Annotated in this window: 9 protein-coding genes and 1 tRNA gene; 3 read left to right on the plus strand and 7 right to left on the minus strand. The window is 52.7% G+C overall.

The window, feature by feature from the left end; translation table 11 throughout:
- The 4 genes from ACYVH9_RS30830 to rpe form a co-directional block, all read right to left on the minus strand.
- Positions 1-1,791: a glycosyltransferase family 39 protein gene (locus ACYVH9_RS30830; RefSeq protein ID WP_460640306.1), complete on the minus strand. Its 1,791-nt coding sequence runs from the start codon at positions 1,789-1,791 to the stop codon at positions 1-3.
- Between the two features lie 53 nt (positions 1,792-1,844).
- A complete protein-coding gene (locus ACYVH9_RS30835; RefSeq protein WP_460640307.1) occupies positions 1,845-3,887 on the minus strand; it encodes an OmpA family protein in 2,043 nt (680 codons plus the stop codon).
- An 82-nt stretch (positions 3,888-3,969) separates the two neighbouring features.
- Positions 3,970-5,388, minus strand: a complete 1,419-nt coding sequence (locus ACYVH9_RS30840) for an alpha-amylase family glycosyl hydrolase (RefSeq protein ID WP_460640308.1) — start codon at positions 5,386-5,388, stop codon at positions 3,970-3,972.
- Positions 5,389-5,427: 39 nt separating this feature from the next.
- Positions 5,428-6,123, minus strand: a complete 696-nt coding sequence (gene rpe / locus ACYVH9_RS30845) for a ribulose-phosphate 3-epimerase (protein ID WP_460640309.1) — start codon at positions 6,121-6,123, stop codon at positions 5,428-5,430.
- Positions 6,124-6,306: 183 nt separating this feature from the next.
- Here rpe and ligA point away from each other — a divergent pair, with 183 nt between their 5' ends.
- Together ligA and dapA are read left to right on the plus strand one after the other, a co-directional pair.
- On the plus strand, positions 6,307-8,373 hold the full coding sequence (ligA, locus tag ACYVH9_RS30850) for an NAD-dependent DNA ligase LigA (RefSeq protein ID WP_460640310.1): 2,067 nt from the start codon (positions 6,307-6,309) through the stop codon (positions 8,371-8,373).
- A 69-nt stretch (positions 8,374-8,442) separates the two neighbouring features.
- Complete coding sequence (gene dapA, locus ACYVH9_RS30855) at positions 8,443-9,339, plus strand: 4-hydroxy-tetrahydrodipicolinate synthase (protein ID WP_460640311.1); 897 nt, start codon at positions 8,443-8,445, stop codon at positions 9,337-9,339.
- A gap of 75 nt (positions 9,340-9,414) precedes the next feature.
- Here dapA and ACYVH9_RS30860 read toward each other — a convergent pair whose 3' ends face one another.
- The 3 genes from ACYVH9_RS30860 to ACYVH9_RS30870 form a co-directional block, all read right to left on the minus strand.
- Positions 9,415-9,600 carry a hypothetical protein gene (locus ACYVH9_RS30860; RefSeq protein WP_460640312.1) on the minus strand — a complete coding sequence of 62 codons (186 nt, stop codon included), beginning with the start codon at positions 9,598-9,600 and terminating at the stop codon, positions 9,415-9,417.
- 70 nt (positions 9,601-9,670) lie between these two features.
- The gene (locus ACYVH9_RS30865) at positions 9,671-11,872 is read right to left on the minus strand and encodes a DUF5916 domain-containing protein (protein ID WP_460640313.1); all 2,202 of its coding nucleotides are present in this window, start codon (positions 11,870-11,872) and stop codon (positions 9,671-9,673) included.
- Positions 11,873-12,100: 228 nt separating this feature from the next.
- The gene (locus tag ACYVH9_RS30870; RefSeq protein ID WP_460640314.1) at positions 12,101-14,668 is read right to left on the minus strand and encodes a M14 family metallopeptidase; all 2,568 of its coding nucleotides are present in this window, start codon (positions 14,666-14,668) and stop codon (positions 12,101-12,103) included.
- A gap of 190 nt (positions 14,669-14,858) precedes the next feature.
- Here ACYVH9_RS30870 and ACYVH9_RS30875 point away from each other — a divergent pair.
- Positions 14,859-14,930: transfer RNA gene (locus ACYVH9_RS30875), tRNA-Glu, on the plus strand.
- Positions 14,931-15,195: the final 265 nt, after the last annotated feature.

A 15,195-nucleotide genomic window follows, 5' to 3' on the forward strand; every position in this document is an offset into this window, starting at 1 on the left:
TTAATACCGGTATTTCGTTCCTTCGAGGTCAAAGATAGTGATTTTCTGACCCGTCCTGCCTTTGATCAGTACAATCTTATCCGGTTCAGTGGGGTCAATGCGCTGGTAATACGTGGCGTCGCGGGGTAAATAAATATTGACTAGCTGCGCATCAATCACGTCGTAAGGCCGACCCGTTTCGTCAATTTTGGTGTACTCCCGGCGCTTGAGGGAAGGGTACAAAACCGTGTCGCCGGGGGCATACTGTTCCTTAATCTTTTGCGCCGAGATCCAGAAAGGGTTCGGAGTTCGGGGCGTCGCAAAGGACGTATATTTCGGAGCGGTATCCTGGTAAATCTGCTGGAGCAGGCGCACCACCAGACCCGCCTGAACGAGCAGAACCGCACCCAGCGGCAGGCTGATCCAGAGCCGTTGGGCAAAAAGTTTCCGAACCATCAGCGCCACCAGGATTCCTACATAAGGAAAAGAAAAGCCCGAATACCGCTGCTGAATTCCGTACGTATGCCCGGAGCGGAAGGCCATCATCAGCAGAAACAGCGTAGGAACCAGCGAGAGTAAAATCAGGAAGACAATCAACGGGCGATCAATCGGCCGAAAATCTTCCATCAACGAAAGACTCAGGAGGTAGACAAATGGCAAAACGGCCGACAGAACCAGGTGGTGCAACGGATTAATGCTGTAAAAAACCGTACCGGCTGCCAGGAGCGCAGGAATGGCAAACTTAACCCACTGGGGGGGAAGGCGCTGGTTGCGATACCGGTGAATAAGAACAATGCAAAGCAGACCAACCAGAAGCGCCACGGCTACGTTGCGGTACCCCACAATGGTGGTAGCCAGCCCGTTGGTGAAAATAACCAAATCCGCAAAAACCGGTAAGGAACGCCAGAATACGTTGGGGACCGTGGCTGGCAAAATAAGCCCAAAACCGTTGTTGACGGGGTTAGTTAACGCTAGATCGCGGTAAAACTTGGCCTGGTAGGCGAGGGTAGAAAACGTCGATTGGCCGCCCCCAAATAGCATCCAGAGGGAGACGAATCCGAGCGAAATGGCAAACGATATACCCAGTTTGTACCAAACCGGCCATTTTCGCACGAACAGCAGTACGTATAAACCGTGGCTCAGAAAAACCGTTACGGTCAGGTAATGGGAGAGAATGGAGAGCGCAACGAGTGCGCAATATGCCACGTAGAGCCGGACGGACGCTTTGCGGCCCTTTTCTTTGTCGATGATGATCAGGAAAACGTGCGTGGTCAGCAGCGTCAGAAAGAACGTCATCGTGTAATTGCGCGCAATGTGGCTGTGGGCAATAAACAGGGGTTCGATCGTTGCGATCAACGCACTGCCCAGCGCCAGGTGTTCGGTGGCTTCGGGCGCCAGCCGGACGTGGCGTTTCACGAAGAAGTAAACCAGTAAAACCGTCAGAGTTCCGAAGAGGATGGACGGAAAGCGGATGGCTAAATCACTCAGTCCAAACAGTTTGATCCAGACCCAAAGCATGGCGTAATACGCCGGGCTGTGCCCAATGTCGCTTCGCTGGACGGCCTCGCTAAAATCGGCGAGCGTCTTGGGACGCCAGAATTCCTGGGGGGTAAAATACGGAGAGTTGGGCTTATCAAATACGTCGTGCTGATTGGCGCCTTCCATCGGAATTCCCTGGCTAATCAGAATGGTGGCTTTTTCATCAAAAAACAGACCGTAAGCATCGGCGCGATAAAGTCGGAGGAGGAACGCCAGCACGATGATGCCGGCAAGAATCAGGAAAGTGGTTCGACGGTGGGACGGTAAGGACATTAATTGCGTGACATTTCTTTTCTGCGGGCAAAATTAAACCCATTTCCGGGACTTTACAGTTTAAGAATTGTAAATTCTACTCTTCGGTTAAGGCGTCGCTTTTCTTCGGTCTCGTTGCTGGCAATGGGTTTGCTGGGCCCCCAGGCTTTTGTCTGGACGCGGACGTCGGCAATGCCGTGTTCGAGGAGGTAATCTTTAACCACGCGCACCCGGTCCTGCGAAAGCTTCATGTTTAGATCCCAAACGCCCTGGTTATCAGTATGACCTTCCACCTGAATCTCCATTGAGGGGTACTCCTTCAGCATCTGCACCACGCGGTCGAGTTCGGCGTTGGAGCCGCTGAGCAGGATCGCTTTGCTTTGCTCGAACAGCACATCGTGCAGCACCACCCGTTGCCCGGCTTTGATGGGCGTCAGCACCAGATTTTTACGAATTTCGCGGTAACGTTTGTCTTTGCTGAGGTCAAGTAGCTCCGTGGTGGGGAAATAACCGTCGCGCCGGGCGGTCAGGGTATAGCTGTTCTGCATCGGGAGCAGCAGTTTAAAATCACCGGTTTCGGGGTTATAAGCCACGCGACTCTGCTCTTTCTGGTCGGGCGTGATGGCGGATACCACCTCGGCAGCCATCGGTTTTTTGGTAAACCCGTCGATCACCTGCCCCGACACAATGGCGACCGGGTCCGGTTTAATGGCCGGATATAGCTTCAACCGAAAAATATCTTCGCCCCCCATCGAGTTCTGGATGGAGCTCAGGTACGCGTAGTCGCCGGTGGCCGGAATGGTAAAATAACCGTCCCACTCCGGGGTGTTGATGATTGGCCCCAGGTTTTCCGGTTCCGACCATTTCGTCCAGGAATCGTCGAGTCGTCGGCTCACAAAGATGTCACCGTTTCCGTATTCGGGGTGACCCGCAGAGGTGAAATAAAGCGTTCGGGAGTCTGACGCGACAAACGGAGCGCCTTCATAGTCGGCCGTGTTCAGAACGGGACCCATGCTGACGGGCTCGCTCCAGGTCTGGTCGGGTTGGAGAAAAGAGACGTACAGGTCTTTGTTGCCCAGTGAGTTACGGCGCTGTACGGACAGAACCAGCGTTTTTCCGTCGGGCACGATGGCGTATTCGGTGTAACTGTTTTTGTGCAGGTTATAATTATTATTGATAATCACTTCCGACGGAAACGACCAACCATTTTTCCCCAGGGTTGATTTGGATAAACCGTAGGTAACCGAACCGTCGGGCTTGTAAACGTTGATGACGTACAGCGTGCGTCCGTCCGGCGACAGGCCGCTGATGGCGTTGTCGGAGGGCGTGTTGATCGGCGGGCCAATATTGACCGCATTTCCCCATTCGCCATTGGATTGCAGGGTCGAATACCAGACATCCTGACTTTTCGGGTTGCCCACATTACGGTCGTGGTTGCCCCGGGTAAAATACAGCGTTTTTCCATCGGGCGAAATAACCGGTGCTACTTCCTGCCCGCGTGAATTGACTGTCGTGCCGAGACTTTCCTTGACCAGCTCTTTGGGAGCGTCTTTGGAGACATTGATGGAAATGTTGATCGGCTGATTGTCGCTCGAAATCCCGATGGCGTCGATCTGGTTGGGGCCCTTCACCCGGTTGGGAGCAATGACAATTTTGACGGTATTAGCCGTTAAAGAGGGTGTCGTTGGGAAAATACGCAGCAGCGGCTCCGTAGCGGGTTCGGAGATGGAAATTGAGGCTGCGGTTTTGGTGGCCGTCAGCACCGGAACTTCCCGACCGGTTTCGTCAATGACCAGCACCTGCGTAATGGCCCCCGGGTTCCCGCTTTGAAAGATGGCGATCTGCCGAATGGGGATCACTTCCGCAAACCGGACGGTAATCCATTCTTCATTTGGTCCGTCGGGATAGAGCGGTGACCAGGCGCAGGGGTTGTCGCCAACCTGCGGTAAGCGGTTGGGTTTGCCCAGAATCTGGTTTGCCCGGTACTGCTGCGAATAGGCTTCTCCGCGGCCTTCCGATGAATAGCCTACAACGGCGCTGGCCCACTGCACGGTTTGGGCCGAAACAGCGGACAGGCAACCTAACCATCCCAGTAAGACGAAGATACCCCGGATCATTGAAACAGGTTTGTAAGGACGAATGACTCGCTTGTTTTACTCGTAATTTATCACTCCTGCCGCATCATTCATAATTCATTCCTTAATTCGTAAACACCTTATATTCCCAGGGTTTTAGGGCGAAGGTGAGGGAGTTACGGAGCTCGGAAGGTTCGCGGCTGAATACCTCCGTATAAACCCCTTCAAAACCGTCGCCGTTCAGCCGGATGGTCTGGGGAGTTGGACTAAGGTTGATAATGACCAACACCCGGTCGTTGTCTTTCTGGCGGTAGAACGCATACACTTTATCGTCCTTTTCCGTCGGAATTTTGACGAGCGGTCCGCCCGCTTGTCCGTTCCACAGCGCCCGGTTGCGGTGCTTGAGGGTCAACAGGGTTTTGTAAAAATCGGTTTTTACGTAATTGCCCCAGTAGATCGGATCTTTATCGTAGAATTTCAGCCGCTTGTTCAGGTTGGATTCCATTCCGTTGTAGACCAGCGGCATTCCGTCGAAGGTAAACGCCAGAACGGTGAAGGCGTCAACGCCGTTGCCAAACAATTCCGTACCGGTGCCGTTCCAGGCATTTTCGTCGTGGTTCTGGACAAAATGCATCTGGTAATACGAAGCCGGAAACCGTTGCTGGTTGTGAAGCAGCAGGGAGTCGATGGCGCTGGCGGGGCGCTTGCCTTTGGCAATCAGTTTCATCAGTTGGTACATGCTCCAGCCGTAATTCATGTTGAAGCATTCCTTGAAGTGTTCGGGTTTGTCTTCCCATTCCGCCAGCATAAACACGGGTTTGATGCTGTCCAGTTTGGGACGGACTTCCGCCCAGAAGTCATCCGGAACATAACCGGCTACTTCGCACCGGTATCCGTCGATATCGCATTCGCGCAGCCAGTATTGCATGGCATCGATCATGGCGGCCCGTAATTCGGGGTTCTTGTAGTTAAGATCAACCACGTCCGGGCGATTGGTTACTTTGCCGGCCTGATCAATCGGCGGACTTAGCTTTCCGTTGATTTGGGTGTACCAGTCGGGATGCTGCTTAAGCCACGTATGGCTGCGACCGGTGTGGTTGGGGACCCAGTCGATAATCACGTGCATGCCTAAGTCATGGGCCTGTTTGACCAACGCCTTGAAATCGGCCAGCGTGCCATATTCCGGGTTGACGGCCTTGTAATCTTCCACGGCGTAAGGGTTTCCCGATTCCCCCTGCAAATTCTCTTTACTGATGGGATGAATGGGCATAAACCAGAGGATATCGGCCCCCAGTTCTTTCAGACGCGTCAATTGCTGCTCGACGGCTTTGAAGGTGCCTTCGGGCGAAAATTGTCGCACATTGACTTCGTAGATGGTCGCATTCTTAGCCCAGTCGATTGTGGGAACGCGGGCGGGCGCAACGGCCGTATCACCGAGGGTGGTCGTCGTTTCGTTGCCCGTGGAGGGGGTTTGCTTGCAGGACAGGACAGCAAAAAACAATAAACATCCTACAAGTAGGCTACAGGTTAGCTTGGTATGCATACCGCTTGATTAAACTCGAATAGATAGATGAACGTTAGGTTACGCAGGTCGGTTTTTTGTCGGGTTATAATATTTTAACGCGTGAATGGCTTCGGTTGGGTTACTGGCCCGAAAAACCGAGCTACCGGCAACCAGCACATCGGCTCCGGCGTCTTGTAAAGCTGCGACGTTTTCGGTTCCTACTCCACCATCGACTTCAATGAGTGGATTATGGGCGGAACTCGCCAGGAGTTTGCGCAGTTTACGAATTTTCTGCAACGTGTGGGGAATAAACGACTGCCCGCCAAATCCCGGATTGACAGACATGATCAGAATCAGGTCAATTTCGTCCAGTACGTCGGCCAGCAACTCAACCGGCGAATGCGGGTTCAGGGCAACCCCCGCCCGGCAGCCGGTTTCCCGAATCTGGGTCAGGGTGCGGTGCAGGTGGGTACAGGCTTCCTGGTGTACTGTGATCGTGCCCGGTCGGTCCGGATTGGCGGCCCCGGCTTTGGCGAAGGCATCGATATACCGTTCGGGCTGAACAATCATCAGGTGAACGTCCAGTGGTTTGGTGGCGTACCGGTTCACGGCTTCGGTTACGGGAAGGCCAAACGAAATGTTCGGAACAAAAACACCATCCATGACATCCACGTGAATCCAATCGGCCTCAGAGCGGTTGAGCAGTTCAATATCGCGTTGCAAATTGGCAAAATCAGCCGCTAGTATGGAGGGGGCAATCAGTGGGTGGGTCATGAAAACGTACGTTCAATTGAAATTATGTGTCCAAATCATCAAAGGTGACTCCAAAATTAATTCTTTTGTCGGAACATTTTGGAACACTTGTCCATCTCAGTGCAGGATTTTGTTATGATTGTAGTCTAATTTAGTTTTTCCCATTTTGCGATAAACCCGTCGGAGGGGACCTCCAAAAATAGAATGAATCCAGAGGAAAGAATAACCGAACTTACTGACCGGCTTAATTATTATAACCACCAATATTACCAGAACAGTGTGTCGGAGGTGGATGATTTTACCTTTGACCGGCTGCTCGAAGAGCTGGCAGCGCTCGAACGCCAGCACCCGGAATTCAGTCGGCCAGATTCGCCAACGCACCGGGTTGGGGGTACCATCAGCAAGGAATTTGCGACGGTTTACCACCGGTTTCCGATGCTATCGCTGGGCAATACGTATTCCGAATCGGACCTGACCGAATTCGACAACCGCGTTCAGAAAGGGCTCAACGGCGCACCGTACGAATACATTTGCGAACTGAAATTTGACGGGGTGGCCCTGAGTCTGACCTATGAGAACGGAATTTTAACCCGGGGGGTGACGCGGGGCGATGGTACGCGGGGCGATGATATCACGCCGAACGTCAAAACCATTCGTTCCTTACCGTTGAAAATAAACGGTTCTGGTACGGAGGTGCCGCCCCTCTTCGAAGTACGTGGAGAAGGCTTTCTGCCCCTGGCCGAATTTGAACGCATCAACAAAGAACGGGAGGACATTGGCGAGCCGTTGCTGGCCAATCCGCGCAACGCGGCTTCCGGCACCTTTAAGCAACAGGATTCGGCCGCCGTGGCCAAACGGCGGCTGGATTGTTATCTGTATTCGTTTCTGTCGGAGCCGGAGGTGTTTCAGACCCACGAAGAAAGTTTGCTCGCCCTGAAGCAATGGGGCTTCAATGTGTCGCCAACCTGGCAGAAATGCACCACGATTCAGGACGTATTTGCTTTTATTAACGAGTGGGAAACCAGGCGGTTTGAGTTGCCACTGGCAACCGACGGAATTGTGATCAAGGTCAACCGCTATGATCAGCAGCGTGAACTCGGTTTTACGGCGAAAAGTCCCCGCTGGGCGATTGCTTTCAAATACAAGGCGTTGGCGGCCAGTACGGTTTTGAACAGTGTTTCGTACCAGGTCGGTCGCACGGGCGCGGTGACCCCCGTTGCCAACCTGGAACCGGTTTTGCTGGCGGGAACCGTAGTGAAACGCGCTTCCCTGCACAATGCCAACGAGATTCAGCGGTTGGGGGTGATGCTGCACGATACGGTTTTGGTTGAAAAAGGAGGGGAGATTATCCCGAAAATTACCGGTGTTGATTTGAACCAACGGACCGATGCCTGCGAGCCGATTATCTATCCGACGGTTTGCCCGGCCTGTCAGACGCCCCTGGTGCGCAAAGAAGGAGAAGCCCATTTTTATTGTCCGAACGAGAAAGGCTGTCCCCCGCAGCAGCAGGCCCGTTTCGAACATTTTATTCAACGACGGGCGATGAATATTGAGAGCCTGGGCGAAGGGAAAATTGAACTGCTGATCGACCGGGGGCTGGTCCGCAGCCCTGCCGACCTCTATGAACTGACAACCGACAAACTGCTGGGGCTGGAGAAAACCTATACCGACCGCTCCGCCGGACCGGACGAAACCGCCAAAACCCGGGTGGTTAGTTTACGGCAGAAATCGGTGGATAATATTCTGACGGCCATTGAACGGTCAAAGGCGCAACCGTTTGCCAATGTGCTTTTTGCGCTCGGGATTCGGTACGTCGGCAACACCACGGCGGAAAAGCTCGCGGATTATTTTGGCAACATGGACGCTCTCCAAACCGCTACGTATGAAGCCTTGCTGGGCGTGCCGGAAGTCGGTGACCGGATTGCGCAGAGTGTGGTAGCCTGGTTTGCCGATTCGGAAAATCAGGTGTTTGTCGAGCGCCTGCGGCTGGCTGGTTTGCAGATGGTCACGGACCGGGTTGTGGCGGAGAAAAAAGGGGAATCGCTGGTGGGCAAGACGTTCCTCTATACCGGCACCTTTGCGAACTTTTCGCGGGAAGAACTTGAAAGCGAAATTGAGGCTCACGGCGGAAAATTGCTGAGCGGTGTTTCGAAAAAACTGAATTACCTGATCGTGGGTGAAAACCCTGGCCCGTCGAAAGTGGAGAAAGCCCAGAAGATGAGCGTGACCATGATTGGAGAAGATGAGTTTCTGGCGCTGATCAGTACCTAGATCGGTAGAAAAACCGTACCTTTGTAAACTTTTAATCAGCATATTCCTTCTAATCCAGAAAAAAAGTAGATGAATGCTCGTTTCCACGGCGTTGGGGTCGCCATTGTAACTCCGTTTAACGAAGACTATTCCGTCGATTTCGATGGTTTTGGTCGGGTCATTCAGCACATCAGCGACGGTGGGGTCGATTACGTTGTGCTGCAAGGTACCACCGGCGAATCGCCCACCGTGACGAAGTCGGAAAAGAAACAGCTGCTGGAGTATTTGAAGGAAAATAACCCGAAGAAATTACCAATCGTCTACGGCGTTGGCGGTAATGTGACGCCGGAGGTTGTTGCTTCGATCAAGGATACGGATTTTGACGGAATCGACGCCATTCTGTCGGTTTGTCCTTATTATAATAAACCCGGGAAACGCGGTGTCATTGAGCACTTTACCCGGATTGCCGACGCCAGCCCGGTGCCGGTCATTCTGTATAACATTCCACCCCGGACCGGCATCAATATGTCGGCGGAAACGATCTGTACGCTGGCCGAGCACCCCAATATTATCGGCGTTAAAGAAGCGTCCTGCATCATTGAACAATGCATGGAAATTGCCCGCGACAAGCCGGAAGATTTCCTGCTGATTTCGGGCGATGATGTGCAGGGCGTTCCCATCATCAGCATCGGTGGTGTAGGCGTCATGTCGGTGATTGCCAATGCATTTCCGGCGAAATTCTCCGGCATGATTCACGCGGCTCTGCGCGGTGATTTTGCGTTTGCGCAGAAAGAACTCGGACATTTCCTGCGCATCGATCCGCTGTTGTACGAGGAAGGCAATCCGGTCGGTATCAAGAAGATTCTGGAAATTCTGGGGATCATTTCGTCCAACGTCCGTTTGCCTCTTTACCCGGCAGCCGACGACCTGGGCGTACGGATGCGGGCGGTTTTGCAACAGGATAACCTGGTAGAACTGGTTGCATAACGATATTGCAGCATTGAAAAACCCCGAACATCCGTTCGGGGTTTTTTTGTTTACAAAGGAGCTGCAATGCGTCCGTTATCGTCGACCGCCAAACAACCGGGCAAAGCCCCAGATGACCAGTACAATGACCCCGATGACCAGCAGTGCACCCGTCCAGGCACCTGCTTTGAAAATATCGCCGACAAGTTCGCAACTGGTCATGCCGACCAGCAAAAACAGCGAGATGGCCAGTGTGTATAAGAAATGAGTGAAATTACGCATGGTAGTGTGGTTATAGTGTCTATTTTCTATTCAACTACCAAGGCAATCCGTTTGTTTGTTACCGATCAGTTTATACGTTCCACCAATACGTCAATTTTAGCACCAGTGCCCGGTTTTTGACCGTTAGCGAACCGGGCAAGTAGTTATCGGTGTAGACAATAAAAAGGTCGGAAGCGGGGGCGTACCGCCATTGCAGCCGGGTGTTCAGATTGACATTTTTAGCCTGTTCGTTGTACTGTACAAACGTTGTGAAAAACAGGGTGTTGGTCATGGTTAGATCGATGCGCGGGCCCACCAGCCAGAACTTCGCCGTTGTCTGCGGTTCGGGGAGCCGAATATCGTTGTAATTGGCCGTAATGGCCAGACTGACGTAGGGCTGAAACCGGTAACCCAGAGCGGCCACGAGGTTCAGACGGTTTCCGTTGGCATAATACCCGCCATACCGCCCCGAGAACGAGTAGGTAAACAGGCTTTGCGGTTTCGAGATGTAATCGGCTCCCACGGTTTTCCAGCGGTGTTCGGTGCCGCGGGCCAGGGTGTCGCGCCCGGTATTGGTCGGATCAAAGGGTTGCAGCAGCCGGATAAACGATTGGCTGGCCCAGACAGAAAACACGCTTTTGGTCCGGAATGTGGTGGTATACAGCGCCATCGTTTCGTTATCGGTTTGCCGGAACGACTCGTCGTAAATGTAGAATGAGGCAAACTGTGGGCCGTGGCTTAACACTGAGCCTCCCTTCGGAAACATCAGGTAGCTGGCCGTCGGGTTGAATCGAATATAGCCCCGGCGCGGCACGTAGCCTACTTCCGCCGAATAATTCTGTCCGACGTATTCGTGCTGCCAGCCAACAATCCACTTACGGGTCGTATACAATAAATTGGCCGCGTGCACCAGGCTGCGGTTCGAATTCTGCGGATCGAATGACTTCAGCAGGATCGCTTTGCCCGTCCATACGTTATTGGAAGAAGCCAGGTTGTATTCCAGACCGAAGTTTCGATTGTACTGGGAATACGCCGGTTTGCCCGCTTCCGGTGTGTAATTCAGCGATTCCTTGTTGATAAAAATGGCCCCGATGTTGGAACGGGCAAAAACCCGGCGCTGAAGGGCAACCACCGCAAAATTCTGGGCGGGCAATCCGGTTTCGTCTACCTTGCCGGTTTGCATGTCCATCAGGCCAATTCGCCAGTCCTTATTCAATTTGCCGCTGAGTCGCGCCCCAAACCGGATCGGAACGCCCAGACCGATGCGCCGGGAGAAAAACGGCCGGATGTTGGCGTACCCAAAATTGGACATCTGGTCGCCATTCTCCAGAAAAAACTGCCGCCGTTCGGGAAAAAATAATTCAAACCGGTCGAGATTAGTTACCTGCTGGTCGACGTCCACCTGCGAAAAGTCGGGGTTGACGGTCAAGTCAAGGTTGAGCGACGACGTCACGGCGATCTTGGCGTCCAGTCCCGCGTCACCCCGGTAATCGGTGGGTTGCTTCGTTTGATAATTCCGCGTTGTGCCACCAAGCACGTACGGAATAACAGAAATGTTGGGTCCTACCTGTGGGGGCGGCTGATCCCAGATGATGGAGCCGGTGTAGGCCAGCGAAGCCGTCGGAAACTGGCGCGGCACGGGTGCCCAGCTCGATTTCTCGGTAGTCAGTAAATCCGCTCGACTGAAGTTGATGCCCCATCGTGTGATCCCTTTCTTGTACCGAATGGTTTTGAACGGAATGGCCGCTTCAAACACGTAACGGTCTTCGTATTGTTTCACCGCCGAATACCATTTGTTATCCCAACTCAGGTTGGCTTTGCCGCCCTCATACAGCAGGCCGTCCCATTGCGCCCCAACCGCGTTGGCTCCGAAGGTAAAACCGTTCGTCTGGTCGTCGAACGGGTCCATGAAGAAGATGAAATTGTCATTTTTCTGGAACTCCCAATCCCGGCGGAGAGACTGCACGAAGGGCCGATTGGCCCAGGAACTATCCGGATTTCGGGCGAAATAACAGACGGCGATAATGTAAAAGTTCTGCTGGTCGTACGTCATTTTAACGTCGGTCCGGAGCCGGGCAAAACTGGTGTCCATGGGCAACACCATGAAGAAATTACTGGCGGTTTCGGCTTCCAGCCAGGCCTGTTCGTCCATGATCCCATCGATTTTCAGATGAGGGGTGCGGTCGCTGGGAACGGTTTGGCGGATATGGTACTGGTAAGCCTCGTTTTTTTTCTGCGCAAAAAGGGAGGTGCACAACAAGAAACAGGGAAAAAGAAATCGGTAAAGTTTCACAAATAGGCCAAATTTTAGTGGGGTGCACGTGAGCAGAGGCAAAGATACAGGAAGGAATGGCCGAAAAAACAAGATCGGTTTATCCGGTAAAAAATCTACAGGGAGCTAGCATGGTAACGGTTTTTTTATCGAACAAGGAAGTGCGACGGAGTGGAATGGAAAATCCCCGGAGGAAAAGGCAAAATAGAAATGCAGCGCCTTCCCACCGGGGATTTTGGTATGTGGTTTTTAGTTTCCAACCATGAACACGGCGTTGCCGAACAACAACTTACCATTGTACCAGAAACCCCGGAACAGCGGATTGTCCATCATGTAAACGATACTGCCCCGGCCCAGTTCCTGTACCCCGTAGAGCAGGGTGTTGCTGAGTTTCGATTTGGCGTTCTTGCCTACAAAACCGGCCACATAGTTGTCTTTTTTCAGGTAACCGACGTTCCAGCCGTCTTTTAGAAAGTCGTAATTATAGACGTTCTGAATCAGCGCATAATAGCCGTTGGGATAACCAAAGGCCAGCGGGTGCGAACGGTCAAGATCGACGCGGTAGACACTGCCCGGCGTTTCTTCCGACAAGGCTTCCCGTTCCCGTTCTCCGAATTGCCGCAGCGTTTCGTCGGACTCCGTTTTTTTATCGGGTTTCTCTTTTTTTGCGTCGGCCTTTTCGTCTTTTTTCTTCAATCCAAAATCGGGTTTGTCGGCAAAAAAGGCGGTGGTTCGTTCCATGACGATCAGTTTGCCGCCGGCCTGAACCCATTCCTTCAGTTTACTCAGGGTACGGTCGTTCAGGATTTTGCCGTAATTGTACCCCTGAGGCATGATCAGCACGTCGATTCCATTGAGCGGAAGGCTTGGCAGGGAGTTGCCATCGATGAGGGTTAATGGGTATTGGAGATCCTGGTCGAAGAAGTGCCAGACTTCGCCCATCGAGGTGGGCGTGGTAACGTCGCCGGTAATGGCGGCAATGCGGGGTGTTTTAAGGGAAAACACGCTACCCGACCCAAAATCGGCCCCTTCGGTAACAAAACCCGTGGCCGCCGGAATCAGCCGGATGCCGTGCTTGGTGGCTTCCTGCTGAATGATCCGGTGAAATTGCTCCCCCAGTCGTTCGTTTCCGGCGCGGGTAATGATGAGTGTGCCGGCTTCAAACCGTTCGTTATTCTGCTTGAACATGCGTTCGGCCACCCGAATCCGCACCTTATTGGTGAGTAAACCCGCCAAAAAACGTACATCCTGCTCCGATTGCCAGCGAACGAGGTACGCGTACGGTTTGGCCCCCGAAACCGCTGCGTTAGCCGCCGGAACCGGCGACGTTGGGTAGGCAACCGGCGTTAGTTTTTCTTTTAATCCGTAGGCGTTCAGGCCGTAGGCGTAGGGAATACACCAGGATGTAATGTCGTACGTGACCGAGTCTTCCAGCGTCGATTTGGGTTCAAACAAAATCTTCAGCAAGGTTGATTTGGGTTGAAAGGCACTAATAACCAAGTCATTGTTTTCAATGGACAGACTTTCGTTTTTCTGGGATTGATAACTAAAACCGTTTAGCTTCTGCGATTTTCCGGCCAATCCGTATTGAATCATGTTGTTGTCGAGCAGTTTCCGAAGCGCTTTGATCCGGCCTTCGTCATTCGCGGTTTTAATGACGTAACTTTTGAAGTCACCCACCGGATTCGTCTGTGCTTTCTCAAAAAAGCTGTTGAAGTTGCGAACCACTTCGTTGGGGCGGTCAGCCACGGATTCGAGGGTAGCAAAGCTGGCAGTGTAATGGTGGTCGATGCGTTCGCGGAGGGTCAGGGTGTCGCCATCGTTTTTGCGGTAGGCCAGCCCCGCGCGTCCACCACCGCCCTGTTCGAAGGTCATGCCGATAGCGCCGTTGTACGTTGGCCAGGTATCGCCGTAGCTGGGATAAAACAGGTCGAAGCTCTCCCGGGTGAAATACAACCAGCCATTTTTGTCAAAATACCGGGTGTTATACTGCCCGATGATCTGCTGAAATTCCCGCTGCCAGGGCGTAATGTCTTCGTGGTAGGGCTTGGCGGAAGGGGCAAAGTAATACGGACTTTCCGGACCCATTTCGTGGAAATCAGCGTGCAGGTGCGGCATCCACTGCTGGTAAAGCGCCATGCGTTGCTGGGTGATTTCCTGCGTTTGCCAGGCCCAGTCCCGGTTGGGATCAAACAAGTAGTGTGTATAACGACCGCTGGGCCAGGGTTCGCTGTGTTCGCGCGCAATCGGTGTGGGGTCTGGGTTCTGGCCGCTGACCTGATTGTACCAATTGACGTACCGGTCGTGGCCGTCGGGATTCAGGCCCGGATCGAGAATAACGATGGTGTTGCTCAGAATTTTCTGGGAAACGGCATTGGCGGGGTCCAGCAGGCTATGCAGCACCAGCATGAATGCCTCGGAGCTAATGGCTTCGTTGCCGTGTACATTATAACTCAGCCAGGCGATAGGTGGTTGGGGCGTGTTGGCGGCTTTGGCCGCGGATGAACGGGCCGGGCTCAATCCGATTTTTTTCAGGTGAGCAGACCGGATTTCTTCCAGCTGGGCCATGTTTTTTTCCGAAGCGACGATCACGGCCATCAATTGTCGCCCCTCATAGGTAGTACCGTACGGCACTAATTTGACCCGACTCGAAAATTGTTGAGAAATTTTTTCCGCATATGCTAAAACCCGGTGGTGCGGAGTAAAGCGTTTTCCGACGGTATAGCCCAAAAACTGGTCTGGGTGTTGTAAGTTGTTCTGTGCGAGTGTAATCTGGGCCATTAACAGACATAGGCCAGCCAAAATGAGTTGTTTCATGAACCAAAATAAGAAGATAATCGGGCAATTCCCAAAGGTAAAACGAAACCCCAAATCCCCCTCTATTGAAGAAAAATCAATTTTTTTTTGGTTGGAGATTTGCATGAATGGTTTTTCCCCGTATCTTTGCACCACGATTTCAGAACAACGGTTGGCGAACACAACGCAAACACTCTGAAATGATAGATATGGCCGATTCGTCTAGCGGTTAGGACGCGGCCCTTTCACGGCTGAAACACGGGTTCGATTCCCGTATCGGTCACCGGTCATATCTAGATTAAAGCCCTGAATGCTAACACCATTCGGGGCTTTTTCTTTATTGCCACTTCACGTAAGGCCAGAATCGGGCCGGTGATATAACCGCTCATGACGGAGCATCATCGAAGCCGATTGCCGAAAAAGGATCAGTCGGGGAATTTGGGGGGCGTGGAAAAAAGTAGTTTTTTTGCGCAGAATCAATTTTGAGTTCCTTGCAAGAGTCTTATCAAGCCTTAGTCCGTTTTCTGTTACCCGAGGGGATCTTAGAT

This window comes from Larkinella harenae (assembly GCF_054780515.1).